Below are 16,083 nucleotides of genomic sequence, written 5' to 3'. Positions count from 1 at the left end.
TTTGATGGGGATTCAAAGATGAAATTGAAAAACACTGTGGGTCTCGTTGTTGGTGCTGCCATTGCTGCCTCCAGTATGTCTGCGCTGGCTGCTGGCAAAGCCGGCTCGGTAGAGGTTGAGGCCTTTGCTGACCGCTACTTCACCGACAGCATGTACGGTTTGAACGATGGCACCCTGGTGGGTGGCAGCCTGGGCTACTTTGTCAGCGACAACACGCTGCTGAACATCGGCCTGGGTAAGTACAAAAACCTCGAAGTAGACGAGGCCAATGGTGAAGATGTCAAAGGCAAACTGGCTCAGGTTGAAGCTGTTTACCACTTCGGCACTGGCAATGTCCTGCCGTACATCTCAGCTGGCCTGGCTCACCAGGAGCTGAAAGCCGATAGCGACAACACTGATGATCGCACCACTATGGCGATGGCTGGCGTGGGTATCAAAAACTACCTGAACGAAAACTTCTTCGTGAAGGCCGGCGTTGATGCGCTGTATGGTTTTGATCACGGCAATACCGAATGGCAAGCTGGTGTAGGCTTGGGTATCAACTTTGGCTCCAAGTCTGAGCCAGTGGCTGAACCCGCTCCGGCACCTGCTCCGGCACCTGCTCCGGCGCCCGCTCCGGAAATGCAGTCGGTTCGCGTTGAGCTGGACGTGCTGTTCGATTTCGACAAAGACACCATCCGTCCTGAATTCCGTCAAGACATCCAGAGCCTGGCTGAATTCATGAAGACCTATCCTTCGGTTACCACTACCGTTGAAGGTCACACCGACTCCGTTGGTAGCGATTCCTACAACCAGAACCTGTCCGAGCGTCGTGCCAACGCGGTACGTGAAGCTCTGATCAGCGAAGGTGTAGACGGCTCCCGCGTAAGCTCTGCCGGCTACGGCGAAGCTCGCCCGATTGCTGACAACGCCACTGACGAAGGCCGCGCGATGAACCGTCGTGTAGAAGCTGAAGTCGAAGCGCAGGTTGAAGTGAAGTAACACTTCTCCCGAGCAGAAAAAACCCGGCCAATGGCCGGGTTTTTTTGTGTCCAGAAAACAGACTCTCAGTCGTCAGTGCCGTCCTCGGGCTCTACCGAGTTGACGCCAGGAAAGCGCAGGCGAAAATCTTCGGGCATGGGGCGAACCTTGCCGGTGGCGAAGTGGAAAAATACGAAGCCGGACTTGGCCAGCGCTACCAGCTCGCCATTGCTGGCCTTGCTGATGCGGAAAATGATATCCCCGCCGTACTTGTTCAGGTCCATCAGTCCGACTTCAAAGATCAGGGCGTCGCGAGCGAAAGCTTCGCGCAGGTAGGTTGTGGCCAGATCTGTCACGATGATGCCGACGCCTTTCTCGCTGACTTCCTCGATGCCGAACTGATACAGAAAGCGCGCACGAGCCTCGGAGATCATCGAGATCATTGAGTCGTTTGCCAGGTGGTTAGCCGAGTTGATATCGGTGATACGCACCGTGAGCTGAGTGGTGAAGTAAAACTGGTTCTCGGGAAAGTCGAGTTGCAGGCGTGCCATAACTGAATAATGCCTTGTTGCGTGAACCGTAGTGGGGCAGAAGTGCTGCGCATTCTACCTGAGCAGTTTGATGCTTTACAGAAAAAAGGGGCTGCCAGTGGCAGCCCCTTCTTCGACACCGAGCCTGTTGGCTCTGAGCCAGTCAGCTATTAGCCGAACTGGTTCATGGTGTTGTCTTTACCACCCGCTTTCAGAGCAGCTTCGCCAGCGAAGTACTCTTTGTGGTTGTCGCCGATGTCGGAGCCAGCCATGTTCTGGTGCTTGACGCAGGCGATACCCTGACGGATTTCCTGACGCTGAACGCCTTTGACGTACGCCAGCATGCCTTCCTTGTCGAAGTAGCCTTTTGCCAGGTTGTCGGTGGACAGCGCAGCAGTGTGGTAAGTCGGCAGGGTGATCAGGTGGTGGAAGATACCTGCTTCACGGGACGCATCGGCCTGGAAGGTACGGATCTTCTCGTCAGCCAGTTGAGCCAGTTCGGTCTCGTCGTACTCAACGCTCATCAGCTTGGCGCGGTCGTATGCAGAAACGTCCTTGCCTTCTGCAGCCATGGCATCGAATACCTGCTGGCGGAAGTTCAGAGTCCAGTTGAAGGACGGGCTGTTGTTGTAAACCAGCTTGGCGTTCGGGACGACTTCGCGGATACGGTTAACCATGTCAGCGATCTGACCAACGTGCGGCTTCTCGGTTTCGATCCACAGCAGGTCGGCACCGTTTTGCAGGCTGGTGATACAGTCCAGAACAACGCGGTCAACACCAGTGTCCTTGCGGAACTGGAACAGGCCGGAAGCCAGACGCTTGGGCTTGAGCAGCTTGCCATTGGACTTGATTACAACGTCGCCGTTCTGGATGTCGTCAGCGCTGGAGATGTAGTCACCGTCCAGGAAGCTGTTGTACTGGTCGCCCAGGTCACCCGGCTCGTTGGTTACAGCGATCTGCTTGGTCAGGCCAGCACCCAGGGAGTCGGTACGGGCAACGATAACACCGTCGTCAACGCCCAGCTCGAGGAACGCGTAGCGAACAGCGTTGATCTTGGCGAGGAAGTCGGAGTGCGGAACGGTTACTTTGCCGTCCTGGTGACCGCACTGCTTCTCGTCGGAAACCTGGTTTTCGATCTGGATGCAGCAGGCACCCGCTTCGATCATCTTCTTGGCCAGCAGGTAAGTCGCTTCAGCGTTACCGAAACCGGCGTCGATGTCGGCGATGATCGGCACTACGTGAGTTTCGTAGTTGTCGATCTGGGACTGGATTTCAGCAGCCTTGGCCTGGTCGCCAGCTTCGCGAGCAGCGTCCAGGGCGGTGAACAGCAGGTCCAGTTCACGGGCATCAGCCTGGCGCAGGAAGGTGTACAGCTCTTCGATCAGAGCGGCAACGGAAGTCTTCTCGTGCATGGACTGGTCAGGCAGCGGACCGAACTCGGAACGCAGGGCAGCAACCATCCAGCCGGACAGGTACAGGTAGCGCTTGTTGGTGGTCTTCAGGTGCTTCTTGATGGAGATCAGCTTCTGCTGACCGATGAAGCCGTGCCAGCAGCCCAGGGACTGGGTGTAGACAGAAGAGTCGGCGTCGTACTCAGCCATGTCTTTGCGCATGATGGCCGCGGTGTACTTGGCAACGTCCAGACCGGTCTTGAAACGGTTCTGTGCGCGCATGCGAGCGACGGACTCAGGGTTGATAGCGCTCCAGCCACTACCTGCTTGTTCTTTCAGCTCGGCAGCTGCTTTGATGTCGTTTTGATAAGCTGACATGGTCAATCCTTCAAAGTTTGCGTTAGGTTCAGCACGATTTGTCGACCCAATGCTCCGCTGCTGCGGTTACGCTCAAAGGACAGTATGAAAAGGGGGAGACTGGCATGGTGCCAAGAGGAGAGGAGGTGACAGTCGTGCGAGCGCTAAGCCATCGGTAATGGCGTTTGCCTGCTGGCGTCAACTGTGCAGCTTAAATTGCTTCCCCGTCCCTCAGGACAACTTGGTTCCAGTCGCCACCTCGTCATTCGGCCTTGTGGGCTGTAAAGACACGCATCGAACCGTTGGTATGGGTGCGAAGCGGAGACCTTGAGGTCTCTGGCTAGCGGGAGCGAGGGCAATGATGGGACTTCGACTGGGATAAGTCAATGCCGCATGTAGTGTTTTTTGGTTGGCACTACAACGTTCGACAAGTGACGCGTCAGTCTACGCGGTCAACTTTCAGGCGAATCGAACCGCTGTCGCTGCGTTGCGTGCTGATGCGTCGCCCGATGTCGCTGTCGCGCCCCGATGAGGCGTCGTCGAGCCCCCCAACGGTGACCCATTGGCCCAGTGGCGCGGTGACCACGGTGTCGGCCTGCTGCACGTCAATCACGCCCTGGCGGCGGCTGTTGAGGCGGTTGTTGTTGGCGCTGAGTGTGATAGTCGCCATATCGCCGCTCAGTTGCACCGTAGCGTAGAAGCCTTGGGTCACGTCCTGGTACTGGGTTTGCTCGATGACTTGGCCGTAGACGTTGGTGGTCGTCGTGGTAATCGGCACGCTTTGCCCGCCTTGAATCAATACCGGGTAGCCTTCGCTGGCCATGATCTGACGTACGCCGTCGTTGCTGCCGTAGGTGCGCCGGTTGATGATACGTGCGCTGTTGCCGCGGTTGTTGGGATCGCCAATGATGATGTCGGCTGGCCCGGTGTCGATTCTGCCGTCAACCCGGTAACCGCCGCTGCTGCCACTGCTGCTGCCGCTATTGGCGACGCTGATCATCAGGCGTGAGGGCTGGGTGTCCAGTTGGGCGACCAGCGCCTTGATTTCGTCGATGCGTTGCGGCTCGGCGCGTATCAGCAACTGGTTGCCGTAGGCCGACACGCGCTCGTTGGACTGCAACATCGGTTGGATGGCGGGGATGATATTCTCGGCCATGTTGTAGCCAAGCGGCACAACCTCGGTGGTTGGGGCGGCGTTGGCCATCAGGGTGGCGATCGAGAGCGTCATCCAGCACAGCAGTTTGAGCATGCCTGACTTCACAGTAGAAACCTCCTCAGTGCCGGGTCGGTTTGGCTGCTGGCCCAGAGTTCGTTGAAACGATCACCCCAGCGTTTGGCTTGGTCGGGGCTGTCGTGCCTTACGAAGCCGTCGCGCTGACGCGCCTTGGGCAACATGAGAAATCCGCGGTCGTCGCTGATGACCTGTACGTGGGCCTGGAGCGGCAGGTCAGGGTGCTGGCGTTTCACCTGGCACAGACTGGGGAAACGATGCGCCAGGGCGACCGGCGTGTGCCCGGAGAGGAACGCCGGGTCAACGCTCTGCAGCAGGAACCGTATCTGCGTTTTGGGGTTGCGAGCAATAAGTGCTTCGCAGGCGCGGATGAAGTCGCGGCGCTGGAACAGCCAGGCGGCTTGCTCCGGGGCGAATACCAGCAACTGCTGGCGACAGCCTGTTACCAGCTCGCTTAGCAGCGACTGGGCATTGCTTTCATTCAGCGGGGTCAGTGCCGGATCGTCGTCGGGGTAGCGGGCCGGCGCTTCCGAGTCTGTGTCCGGGTTGAGGATGCTGAAGCGCCCGGGGGAAACAAATTCAATGTCGAGCAGCGGCGCTTGTACTTGATCGCGGGCTTGCCAGCACATGTCCTGATGATCAATCCCGGCGTCCAAATACACGTCAGAGCAGACGCTGAAGCCCAGCCGCTGATAAAACGCAATGGCGTGGGTCTGGGCGCTGAGCAACAGCTCATCCATTCCTTGGGCTTGGGCGTGTTCGATGATGGCGCGCATCAACTGGTCGCCCAGCCCGGCGCCGCGATGCTCTGGAAGAATGGCGATTCGGCCGATGTGGCCGTCGGCGAGCAGGCGGCCGGTGCCGACCGGCTGCTCTGCTCGATACAGAAGGAAGTGGGTGGCTGTTTCATCCAGCGCGTCCCACTCCAGGTCCTCGGGAACCTGTTGTTCGTCAATGAATACCCGCTGACGTATGTCGCGCAGGGCTTTGCCTGTGCGCCAGTCGGCAGTGGTAACAAAGACGTCATTCATCCTGTCTCTCCATTAACAAAAAGCCTTTCGCCACCAGCTGTTCCAGTAATTGCTGGGCGTCTTCTTCCTGTGTCCAGCCAAGCAGCAGTTCGGCTGGCAGGTAGCGTTGGTTACAGATTAGCTGAACCAGCGGCAGCAGGGCCGGACCTACCGCGCAGTGCTCGCCGTTGGCAAATAACCGCAAGCTGCCATCTGCCGCTTCCCAGTACGCCAGGCGCACCGCCGGGTTGGTTTCCAGGCCAATGCCGGCACTGAGTGAGTCTGCCAAGGGCTCGGGCTCTCCGGCGTACGCTTGCGCCAGTTCCGGATACTTGGCTTCGGTCATGTGACGACCGAACCAGGTTGCCAGTGCCTCTTTGTCTGAGACCAGGCGCAGAACGCTTTGTTGCAGACGGTCGATCGCTGCGGGATCAATGGCGGCAGGGTCCGACGGACGGTTGAGACCGGCATCGCCGTAGCGCTGATCGTCACTCAGGTGATGGGCCAGATAGTCGGTGAAATGGACCAGAATCTCGGCGTGGCTGGGGGCGCGAAAGCCGATGGAGTAGGTCATGCAGTCGGTCTCGGCGACGCCGTCGTGGGCAACGCCCGGTGGGATATACAGCATATCGCCGGGTTCCAGTACCCATTCGTCCTGGCAGTCGAAGTCGGCCAGGATGCGCAGGTCCGGGTTATCCAGCAGCGGGCTGTCCTCGCTGCACTGCTGGCCGATGCGCCAGCGGCGCTTGCCGTGGCCCTGCAGCAGAAACACATCGTAGTTGTCATAGTGCGGGCCAACGCCGCCACCGGGTGTGGCATAGCTGATCATGATGTCGTCCACGCGCCAGCTGGGCAGAAAACGGAACTGAGCCAGCAGGTCGGCAACTTCGGGCACGAACTGATCGACTGCCTGCACCAGCAGCGTCCAGTCACGCTCGGGAAGCTGTTGATAGGTGTCGTCCGGAAACGGCCCCTGGCGCAGCTCCCAGGGGTGTGAGCCCTGTTTGAGGATGATGCGCGACTCGACTTCTTCTTCAAGCGACAGGCCCGCCAGTTCGTTGGGCTCGATTGGGCTTTCGAAGCCGGGAATGGCCTGACGAATCAGCAGCGGCTTGCGCTGCCAGTACTCAGCGAGGAAGCGGTCGACGCCGATATCACCAAACAGCGAGTCGAATTCAATGGTCATCTTTCTGGCTCCAGAATGGACAGCGCCCGGTATATCCGGGCGCTGTGGGGCAGGATGGCGGCGTAGGCCGGCGTGGGTCAGATACGCTCGGCCTGGGCTACTGCGTTACCAATATAGCTGGCCGGGGTCAGGGCCTTGAGTTCGGCCTTGGCATCATCCGGGATTTCCAGGCTGTCAACGAAGGCCAGCAGTGCGTCCGGGGTGATGCCCTTGCCGCGCGTCAGCTCCTTGAGCTTCTCGTAGGGGTTGGACACGCCGAAGCGACGCATCACGGTTTGAATCGGCTCCGCCAGCACTTCCCAGCAGTTGTTCAGATCGTCAGCCAGGCGTGCGGCGTTGAGTTCCAGCTTGCCGATGCCCTTGAGCGAGGCTTCGTAGGCGATGACGCTGTGGGCAAAACCAACGCCTAGATTACGCAGGACGGTGGAGTCCGTCAGGTCACGCTGCCAGCGGGAGATCGGCAGTTTGCTGGCCAGGTGCTGCATGATCGCGTTGGCGATGCCGAGGTTGCCTTCGGAGTTTTCGAAGTCGATCGGGTTGACCTTGTGCGGCATGGTCGAGGAGCCGATTTCACCTGCAACGGTCTTCTGCTTGAAGTAGCCCAGCGAAATGTAGCCCCAGATATCGCGATCAAAGTCGATTAGGATGGTGTTGAAGCGAGCGACCGCATCGAACAGCTCTGCGATGTAGTCGTGCGGCTCGATCTGAGTGGTGTACGGGTTGAATTGCAGGCCCAGGGTCTGTTCGATGAACTGTTTGGCGTTGGCCTCCCAGTCGACTGCCGGGTAGGCGGACAGGTGGGCGTTGTAGTTGCCGACTGCGCCATTGATCTTGCCCAGCAGCGGAATGCTCTCAATCTGGGCAATCTGGCGCTCCAGACGGTAAACCACGTTGGCCAGTTCCTTGCCGAGGGTGGTCGGAGAGGCGGGCTGGCCGTGGGTGCGCGAGAGCATGGGCACATTGGCGTACTGCTTGGCCAGTGCGCGGATGGCATCGGCTACCTGGCGCATCAGCGGCAGAATCACCTCATCGCGGCCGCTGCGCAGCATCAGCGCGTGGGACAGGTTGTTGATGTCCTCGGAGGTGCAGGCAAAGTGGATGAACTCGCTGACCTGCTTCAGCTCGTCGAGCTGTTCGGCCTGCTCCTTGAGCAGGTATTCGACCGCCTTGACGTCATGGTTGGTGGTGCGCTCGATTTCCTTGATGCGCTCGGCGTGTGCCAGGTCAAAGTCTTCGGCCAGGCGGTTGAGGATGGCATTGGCGGCGTCGGAGAACGGAGCAACTTCGCTGATGCCTGGGTGCGCGGCCAGACACTGCAGCCAGCGAACCTCTACCTGGACGCGGAAACGGATCAGGCCGTATTCACTGAAAATAGGGCGCAGGGCGGCGGTTTTGCTGCCATAGCGGCCATCAACCGGGGATACGGCGGTCAGGGAAGTCAGTTGCATAGTTCTCTCGTCAAGGGCTGGCGGAAAAGGGCCAAATCATACACCAGCGCGCGGCGTTTTGCCCGGCTTTGCCGGCAGATACAGGCTGAGCAGACTGGCGGCAAAAATCAGTCCGGCGCCCAGCCAGGAGGACCAGCCCGGCAGTTCGTCCCACAAGACCCAGGCGAAGGCGCCGGAAAAGACAATGGCGAGATAGCTCAGCGGGCCAATTTTGCCCGGCGGAGCCAGGGCATAGGCCCGGGACATCACCAGTTGGCTGGTGGTAGCCACAATGCCGATTGCCGTCAGCAGGCCGAGTTGCGGCAGCGTCAGCGGCTGATAGGCCCATAGCAGCGGAATGGCCGAGAGCAGCGTGGAGAAACTGGCAAAGTAGAAGACGATGCGGGTCGCCGGCTCGCTGTCGCTCATGGCGCGAATCGATACGAAGGCGCAGGCGGCGAGCAGGCTGGCAGCGACACCCGCCAGCGCTTTTGGGTCAAACAGGGCGCCGGTGGGTTTGGCGACCAGAATGACACCGATAAAGCCAATGGCGACAGACAGCATCATGCGTCCGGTCAGGCTTTCCTTCAGCCACCACCAGGCCAGCACGGGTGTGAATACCGGCGCGGCATAGGTAAACACCATGGCATCTGCCAGCGGCAGGTGGGCAATCGCGTAGAAGAAGCAGTACATCGCACCCAGGCCGTAAAAGGTGCGCAGAAAGTGGCTGCCCAGGCGCCGGGTGCGGAACGGGGCAATGCCGCGGATCAGCATCAGCGGCAGAAAGTAGAAAACGCCAATCAGGTTGCGGGCAAAAACCACCGTCTCGTTGTTGACGCCGGTCGAGACCTCGCGAATGAGCACGCCCATGATGGCGAACAGCAGCCCGGAAAGGGCCAGCAGCAGGGCGCCGCGGCGCGGTTGGTCGAGGCGGACGCTCTCAACCACGCAGCACCGCGCGCGTGGCATCCAGCAGCTTGCGACGCTGTAGCAGCAGTTGCCAGCGGTGCCCACCCAACTGCCGCCACAGCGTGGCGGAGCGGATGCCGGCCAGTAGCAGGGTGCGGACCCGGTTGGCCACCTCCGGTTGCTGCAGGTAGCGCATGTCGCCGTGAACCTGGATGCGCAGGCGCAGGGTACTGATGGTGTCCTGGTAGGTGCTGCCCAGCGAGGCCATGACGTTGTCGTGCAACAGGCCGAAATGCTCGACCTGGTGTTCTGCCTGGGCGATACGCTGGCCCAGCACCTGCAGCATGTCGTCACGCTTGGCCAGTTGGCGCTGCAGGGTCAGCAGGTTCATAACGTAGCGCAGGGCATCGCGCTGGAGCGCAGCGGTATCGCGCTCCAGCATCGCTTCCAGTGCTTGCAGGCCGCGGCGGATCTGGTGCGGGCTGCCGCCGTACACATCCACTACGCGATCGGGGGAGCGGTTCAGGATGCTGGCCACCAGACAGCTGCCGGGGCCTTCGCTCAGCTTGCCACTGCGCGCCAGTTGATCAACCTGTAACCCGGCTTCAAAGGTAGCGCCCAAGGCGATGACCTGATCGGTAAGCTGGCTCACGCGGCGGCCTCGCTGGCGATAGCGGTCTCGATCACGCCGCCGCCCAGGCAGATATCGTTGTGGTAGAGAACCAGTGATTGTCCTGGGGTAACGGCGCGTTGCGGTTCGTCAAAGCGCACCAGATAGCCGTTGGGCGTTTTTTCTAGGGTGCAGGCTTGGTCAGCCTGACGGTAGCGCACCTTGGCGGTCAGGCGCAGCGGCTCAGTCACATCCAGCTCATTGACCCAGTAGATGGACGAGCAGGTCAGCGCATCGGAAAACAGCCAAGGGTGGTTGTTGCCCTGGCCAACCACGAGCACGTTGCGGGTCAGGTCCTTTTTCAACACATACCAGGGATCGTCACTGGCGCCTTGCAGGCCGCCGATACCCAGACCCTGGCGCTGGCCGATGGTGTGATACATGAGGCCGACGTGGCGGCCGATCACGGTGCCATCGGTGGTCTCGATCTCGCCGGGTTGGGCTGGCAGGTATTGCTTGAGAAAGTCGCTGAAGCGGCGCTCGCCGATGAAGCAGATGCCGGTGGAATCTTTCTTGCGGGCTGTGGCCAGCTCATAGCGCTCGGCGATGCGGCGGACTTCCGGTTTCTCCAGCTCGCCGACGGGAAATAGCGTGCGTGCGATCTGCTCGGCGCCGACGGCATGCAGAAAGTAGCTCTGGTCCTTGTTGTTGTCGATGCCGCGCAACAATACCGTCTGGCCGTCGCGTTCGGCCCGGCGCACGTAATGCCCGGTCGCAATCAGGTCGGCACCCAGGCTCAGGGCGTAGTCGAGGAACGCCTTGAACTTGATCTCGCGGTTGCAAAGGATGTCCGGGTTGGGCGTGCGGCCAGCCTTGTATTCTTCCAGGAAGTGTTCGAACACATTGTCCCAGTATTCGGCTGCGAAATTGGCGGTGTGCAGCTTGATACCCAGCCGGTCACTCACGGCCTGCGCATCGGCCAGGTCTTCCTTGGCGGTGCAGTATTCGGTGCCGTCGTCCTCGTCCCAGTTCTTCATGAACAGGCCTTCAACCTGATAGCCCTGTTCCAGCAGCAGGGCCGCAGAGACGGAGGAGTCAACGCCGCCGGACATGCCGACGATAACGCGAATTTCGGAGTTGGGCGTGGTGGTCTGGGTAGACATGTCAGCGAATCAGATCCAGTGAGTAGTGCGGTTTGTTCAGGTAGTCGCGAATGCAGTCGGCAACCAGATGGCTGCGCAGTTGGGCGCTATTGTCGGCAATCTCGTCCAGGGTCATCCAGCGGGCGCGAATAATACCTTCGTCCAGCGGTCTGTCTGCGTCATGGCTGATAGGCTTGGCGCTAAAGCAGACGCGCTGATAGGTTTCACCGTTGGCGGCCTGAAACAGGTAGATGCCAATGACGGCCCCCAGTTCGACGTGCCAGGCGGTTTCCTCGAGGGTTTCCCGTCTGGCGGCTTGCAACAGGGTTTCGTCGGCCTCGAGATGGCCTGCAGGTTGATTTAGCACAATACGTCCGTCACGTTTTTCCTCGACCATCAGGAAGCGAGACTGATGCTCGACGATGGTGGCGACGGTGACGTGGGGTAAAAAGCGCATCGCGACTCCTCGGCAGGTGCGATAGGGTAGCGCAAAGCGTTCGGGCGGTGAAGCTGGCTTTGGTAAAGCCGGAGAAAGCGACTAGGATGCTGATTGGTTGTGCGTGTAGTGCGAATTGTAGTGTTACTACATATTTTTTCTGAATCACCCCTGATGGGTGTGCCGAATGGGGTGTTAAGTAGCCAGGCGGGACAGTTGTAGACAAAAGTGCGTGACAATCTGTAGGAAAACTACAACAATAACGCCGCTGAAAATCCGTATTCAATGGCGCGGCGAGGGTTATCCTCCCTCGACGCTGTCAGTGCAACGACAACACAAACGGAGTCAAAGATGGGATACCAAAAGATCCAGGTGCCGGCCAGCGGCGACAAAATTACCGTTAATGCCGACCTTTCCCTGAACGTACCCGATAATCCGATCATCCCCTTCATCGAGGGCGACGGAATCGGTTACGACATTTCCCCGGTCATGATCAAAGTCGTCGACGCGGCGATTGAGAAGGCCTACGCCGGTAAGCGCAAGATTTCCTGGATGGAAGTCTATGCCGGTGAGAAAGCCACCCAGGTTTACGATCAGGACACCTGGCTGCCGGCTGAAACGCTGGACGCCGTTAAAGAGTATGTTGTTTCCATCAAAGGCCCGCTGACCACGCCGGTAGGCGGTGGTATCCGCTCGCTGAACGTCGCGCTGCGCCAAGAGCTGGATCTGTATGTTTGCCAACGTCCGGTGCGCTGGTTCGAAGGCGTGCCGAGCCCGGTCAAGAAGCCGGGTGACGTCGACATGGTCATCTTCCGCGAGAACTCCGAAGACATCTACGCCGGTGTTGAGTGGAAAGCCGGTACGCCGGAAGCCGAGAAGGTCATCAAGTTCCTGACCGAAGAAATGGGCGTCAAGAAGATCCGCTTCACCGACATGTGCGGTATCGGCATCAAGCCTGTCTCCGAAGCTGGCACCAAGCGTCTGGTTCGCCAGGCCCTGCAATACACTGTCGACAACGACCGTGACTCCCTGACCCTGGTTCACAAGGGCAACATCATGAAGTTCACCGAAGGTGCCTTCAAAGACTGGGGTTACGAAGTGGCGCGCGACGAGTTTGGCGCAGAGTTGCTGGACGGCGGCCCGTGGATGCAGTTCAAGAACCCGAATACCGGTAAGAACGTCATCGTCAAGGACGTGATCGCTGACGCCATGCTGCAGCAGATCCTGCTGCGTCCGGCCGAGTACGACGTGATTGCTACCCTGAACCTGAACGGTGACTACCTGTCCGACGCGCTGGCTGCCGAAGTGGGTGGTATCGGTATCGCTCCGGGTGCCAACCTGTCCGACTCCGTTGCCATGTTCGAAGCGACCCACGGTACTGCTCCGAAGTACGCCGGTCAGGACAAGGTCAACCCGGGTTCGGTGATCCTGTCTGCCGAAATGATGCTCCGCCACATGGGCTGGGTTGAAGCGGCTGATCTGATCATCAAGGGTGTCAATGGTGCGATCGCCAACAAGACTGTCACCTACGACTTCGAGCGTCTGATGGACGGTGCTACCCTGCGCAAGTGCTCCGAGTTTGGCGACGACGTCATCGGTGCCATGTAATTGCTGACGGGCTGCGCTGCAGCCCGTTTTGGCATTGCATACAACAAAGCCGGCTATCGCCGGCTTTGTTGTGTCTGGCACCGCCGTTGTCAGGCGCCGTTATTGATGCGCGTAGCTGGCAGTGGCGCCTTCAATTTCATCCGCTTTCTTGCTAGCGTGTTCCGCTTGCGATTGAATGTTGATGGCGTGCAGCCCCTTGGGACCCTGGATGATGTCGAATTGAACCGGTTGCCCGGCCTTGAGCGTTTTATAGCCGTCCATATGGATGGCTGAATAATGCGCAAAGAGGTCCTCGTCCCGGCCGTCGGCTACGATAAACCCATAACCCTTGGCGTTGTTGAACCATTTGACCTTACCGTTCTCCATACTGCATCCCTCTGATAGCCTGTCACTTCATGTGAGTGTGTCGCGCTCCGGACTGACCGCAAGGTCATTGTGCATGTATTTGATGACTGGTCAGTCGCGCACCTTTACACTTTTAACAGTGATTCAGAGCAAGTCAAGCCAGGTCCGGAAATCCTGTGTCCCAGTGCGCAGTTTTGCGATAAGCGGTGCAGGTGATCGGCTCTCCCAACCAGTGAATGTGCAGATGTTTTCAATGACGGATTTTCAACTAACCTTACAGCAAGGGCCGGCAGAGCCTGAGCAAGGTGATGATCACGGCCTTGCGGTCGAGACCAGCAAACCCCAGCTCAAGCCACCGTCACGCTACAAGGTCATCATGCTTAACGATGACTACACTCCGATGGACTTTGTTGTGGAGGTGCTGGAGCGATTTTTTTCACATAACCGTGAAAGTGCCACGCAGATCATGCTGAAAGTGCATACTGAGGGCAGAGCGGTTTGCGGTATTTATACCCGTGACATTGCCGAGACCAAGGCGGCAGAAGTAAATGAATACGCGAGGGAATGCCAGCACCCGTTGATGTGTCAGATTGAACGGGAAGCGTAACAAGGCGATTTGCATCGCATACGAGGTGGCAACATGCTCAACAGAGATCTCGAGATCACCCTGAATCTGGCGTTCAAGGAAGCGCGCAACAAGCGTCATGAGTTCATGACCGTCGAACATCTGCTGCTGGCTCTGCTGGACAACCAGGCTGCGGTGGATGTGCTCAACGCCTGCGGCGCTGACCTGGAGCGCCTGCGCCGCGAACTGACTGAATTTATTGATTCCACTACGCCGCTGATTCCCAAGCAGGATCAGGAGCGTGAAACCCAGCCGACGCTGGGCTTTCAGCGCGTACTGCAACGTGCTGTATTCCATGTACAAAGCTCTGGCAAGGGTGAAGTCAGCGGCGCGAATGTGCTGGTCGCGATCTTCAGCGAGCAGGAAAGTCAAGCGGTTTTCTTCCTCAAGCAGCAGCAGATTGCCCGCATCGATATCGTCAACTTCATCTCCCACGGCATCTCCAAGGTGCAAAGCGATGCCGAGCAACTGAACGAAGAGCAAGACAGCATCGAGGAAGAGGGCGGTGAAGGCGCTACCGCCAGCAACCCGCTCGAAAGTTACGCCAGTAATCTCAATGAACAGGCGCGCAAGGGGCGCATTGACCCGCTGGTTGGGCGCGCCTCTGAGGTAGAGCGCGTGGCGCAGATCCTGATGCGTCGGCGCAAGAACAATCCGCTGCTGGTCGGTGAGGCCGGCGTGGGTAAAACGGCAATCGCCGAGGGGCTGGCCAAGCGCATCGTTGATGGCGAGGTGCCCGACACCCTGTCTGAGGCGGTGGTGTATTCGCTTGATCTGGGCGCGTTGCTGGCCGGTACCAAATACCGCGGTGACTTCGAGAAGCGTTTCAAGGCGTTGCTCAAGGCGCTGAAAAAGCGCCCGCAGGCCATTCTGTTTATCGACGAAATTCACACGATCATTGGCGCGGGCGCCGCCTCTGGTGGTGTGATGGACGCCTCCAACCTGCTCAAGCCGCTGCTGTCGTCCGGCGAGATCCGTTGCATCGGCTCCACGACCTTCCAGGAGTTTCGCGGGATCTTCGAGAAGGATCGTGCCCTGGCACGTCGCTTCCAGAAGGTTGACGTGGTTGAGCCGTCAGTCAGCGACACCATCCAGATTCTTAAAGGGCTGAAGAGCCGCTTTGAGGAGCACCATGGCATTCGCTACACCGACGAAGCGCTCAAGGTGGCGGCGGAGCTGGCTAGCCGCTACATCAATGACCGGCATATGCCTGACAAGGCGATTGATGTGATTGATGAGGCGGGCGCCTATCAGCGGCTGCAGCTGCCGGAGAATCGTCCGGAATTTATTGATGTGGCCGAAGTGGAGGCCATTGTCGCCAAGATTGCGCGCATTCCGCCCAAGCACGTCTCCTCCAGCGACAAGGAACTGCTGAAGAACCTGGAGCGCGATCTGAAGCTGGTGGTCTTTGGCCAGGATGGGGCCATCGAAGCGCTGTCAACGGCGATCAAGCTGTCGCGCGCGGGTCTGAAATCGGCCGACAAGCCGGTGGGTTCTTTCCTGTTCGCCGGCCCGACCGGTGTGGGCAAGACCGAGGTCACGCGACAGCTGGCCAAGAGCCTGGGCGTTGAGCTGCTGCGCTTTGACATGTCCGAGTACATGGAGCGGCACACCGTCTCCCGTCTGATTGGCGCGCCTCCGGGCTACGTCGGTTTTGATCAGGGTGGTTTGCTGACCGAGGCGGTGACCAAGAGCCCGCACTGCGTGCTGCTGCTGGATGAAATCGAGAAGGCGCACCCGGAAGTCTTCAACCTGCTGCTGCAGGTGATGGATCACGGCACGCTGACCGACAACAATGGCCGCAAGGCGGACTTCCGCAATGTGATCATTGTGATGACCACCAACGCCGGTGCAGAAACCATGTCCCGTGCGTCCATCGGCTTTACTCAGCAGGATCACAGCACCGATGGTATGGAGATCATCAAGAAGGCGTTCACGCCTGAGTTCCGCAACCGTCTGGATGCCATCATCCAGTTTGGCCGACTGACCCATGAGAGCATCAAGTTCGTGGTCGACAAGTTCCTCACCGAGCTGCAGGCCCAGCTGGAAGACAAGCATGTGCTGCTGGATGTGGACGAGGAGGCACGCAACTGGCTAGCCGAGCACGGCTATGACCCGATGATGGGTGCCCGTCCGATGGCGCGGCTGATTCAGGACAAGATCAAGCGGCCGTTGGCCGAGCAGATTCTGTTTGGTGAGTTGGCAGAGCAGGGCGGTACCGTGCATGTGACGCTGCGTGACGGTGAGCTGGAAATCGAGGTGCCGGAAGCGGAAATGGCTTGATTGCACCTGTCGCTAAACGGAGCGGCGCGCCCC

The 16,083-nt window shown here is 59.2% G+C and carries 15 protein-coding genes; 4 read left to right on the top strand and 11 right to left on the bottom strand.

Annotated elements, in window-relative coordinates:
• The first annotated feature begins 18 nt into the window (after positions 1-18).
• Complete coding sequence (locus ASB58_RS07915) at positions 19-981, top strand: OmpA family protein (RefSeq protein ID WP_118129933.1); 963 nt, start codon at positions 19-21, stop codon at positions 979-981.
• Positions 982-1,046: 65 nt separating this feature from the next.
• Here ASB58_RS07915 and ASB58_RS07910 read toward each other — a convergent pair whose 3' ends face one another.
• From ASB58_RS07910 to ASB58_RS07865, 10 genes are all read right to left on the bottom strand, one after another.
• Positions 1,047-1,511, bottom strand: coding sequence for an acyl-CoA thioesterase (locus ASB58_RS07910; protein WP_118129932.1), 465 nt, complete (start codon positions 1,509-1,511; stop codon positions 1,047-1,049).
• A gap of 149 nt (positions 1,512-1,660) precedes the next feature.
• Positions 1,661-3,259, bottom strand: a complete 1,599-nt coding sequence (locus ASB58_RS07905) for an isocitrate lyase (RefSeq protein ID WP_096006019.1) — start codon at positions 3,257-3,259, stop codon at positions 1,661-1,663.
• Positions 3,260-3,677: 418 nt separating this feature from the next.
• On the bottom strand, positions 3,678-4,499 hold the full coding sequence (locus tag ASB58_RS07900) for a secretin N-terminal domain-containing protein (RefSeq protein ID WP_118129931.1): 822 nt from the start codon (positions 4,497-4,499) through the stop codon (positions 3,678-3,680).
• Entirely contained in the window at positions 4,496-5,500 is a 1,005-nt protein-coding gene (locus ASB58_RS20435) for a GNAT family N-acetyltransferase (RefSeq protein ID WP_118129930.1), read from the bottom strand. Before ASB58_RS20435 ends, ASB58_RS07900 begins: the two co-directional genes overlap by 4 nt.
• On the bottom strand, positions 5,493-6,665 hold the full coding sequence (locus ASB58_RS07890; protein WP_118129929.1) for a ribosomal protein uL16 3-hydroxylase: 1,173 nt from the start codon (positions 6,663-6,665) through the stop codon (positions 5,493-5,495). The genes ASB58_RS20435 and ASB58_RS07890 overlap by 8 nt, the downstream gene beginning before the upstream one ends.
• A gap of 77 nt (positions 6,666-6,742) precedes the next feature.
• Positions 6,743-8,113: an adenylosuccinate lyase gene (gene purB / locus ASB58_RS07885; protein WP_118129928.1), complete on the bottom strand. Its 1,371-nt coding sequence runs from the start codon at positions 8,111-8,113 to the stop codon at positions 6,743-6,745.
• Between the two features lie 36 nt (positions 8,114-8,149).
• Positions 8,150-9,040 (bottom strand): DMT family transporter, encoded by an 891-nt coding sequence (locus ASB58_RS07880; protein WP_235827244.1) that lies wholly within the window; start codon positions 9,038-9,040, stop codon positions 8,150-8,152.
• Positions 9,033-9,653 (bottom strand): high frequency lysogenization protein HflD, encoded by a 621-nt coding sequence (gene hflD, locus ASB58_RS07875; protein ID WP_118129926.1) that lies wholly within the window; start codon positions 9,651-9,653, stop codon positions 9,033-9,035. Before hflD ends, ASB58_RS07880 begins: the two co-directional genes overlap by 8 nt.
• On the bottom strand, positions 9,650-10,774 hold the full coding sequence (gene mnmA / locus ASB58_RS07870) for a tRNA 2-thiouridine(34) synthase MnmA (RefSeq protein WP_118129925.1): 1,125 nt from the start codon (positions 10,772-10,774) through the stop codon (positions 9,650-9,652). The genes hflD and mnmA overlap by 4 nt, the downstream gene beginning before the upstream one ends.
• A 1-nt stretch (position 10,775) precedes the next feature.
• On the bottom strand, positions 10,776-11,210 hold the full coding sequence (locus ASB58_RS07865) for an NUDIX hydrolase (RefSeq protein ID WP_118129924.1): 435 nt from the start codon (positions 11,208-11,210) through the stop codon (positions 10,776-10,778).
• Positions 11,211-11,540: 330 nt separating this feature from the next.
• Between ASB58_RS07865 and icd the strand changes: the two genes are divergently transcribed.
• On the top strand, positions 11,541-12,797 hold the full coding sequence (gene icd / locus ASB58_RS07860; protein ID WP_096006010.1) for an NADP-dependent isocitrate dehydrogenase: 1,257 nt from the start codon (positions 11,541-11,543) through the stop codon (positions 12,795-12,797).
• A 99-nt stretch (positions 12,798-12,896) separates the two neighbouring features.
• Here the strand turns inward: icd and cspD are convergent, their stop codons facing one another.
• Positions 12,897-13,163: a cold shock domain-containing protein CspD gene (gene cspD, locus ASB58_RS07855; RefSeq protein WP_096006009.1), complete on the bottom strand. Its 267-nt coding sequence runs from the start codon at positions 13,161-13,163 to the stop codon at positions 12,897-12,899.
• Between the two features lie 232 nt (positions 13,164-13,395).
• Here cspD and clpS point away from each other — a divergent pair, with 232 nt between their 5' ends.
• On the top strand, positions 13,396-13,749 hold the full coding sequence (gene clpS, locus ASB58_RS07850) for an ATP-dependent Clp protease adapter ClpS (RefSeq protein WP_407920673.1): 354 nt from the start codon (positions 13,396-13,398) through the stop codon (positions 13,747-13,749).
• Positions 13,750-13,782: 33 nt separating this feature from the next.
• Positions 13,783-16,050: an ATP-dependent Clp protease ATP-binding subunit ClpA gene (clpA, locus tag ASB58_RS07845; RefSeq protein WP_118129923.1), complete on the top strand. Its 2,268-nt coding sequence runs from the start codon at positions 13,783-13,785 to the stop codon at positions 16,048-16,050.
• Positions 16,051-16,083 lie beyond the last annotated feature (33 nt).

The organism is Pseudomonas abyssi, from assembly GCF_003444685.1.
Lineage (GTDB): Bacteria > Pseudomonadota > Gammaproteobacteria > Pseudomonadales > Pseudomonadaceae > Halopseudomonas > Halopseudomonas abyssi.
The sequence above is the reverse complement of the archived record's forward strand: the minus strand, read 5'-3'. Positions and strand labels throughout refer to the sequence as shown.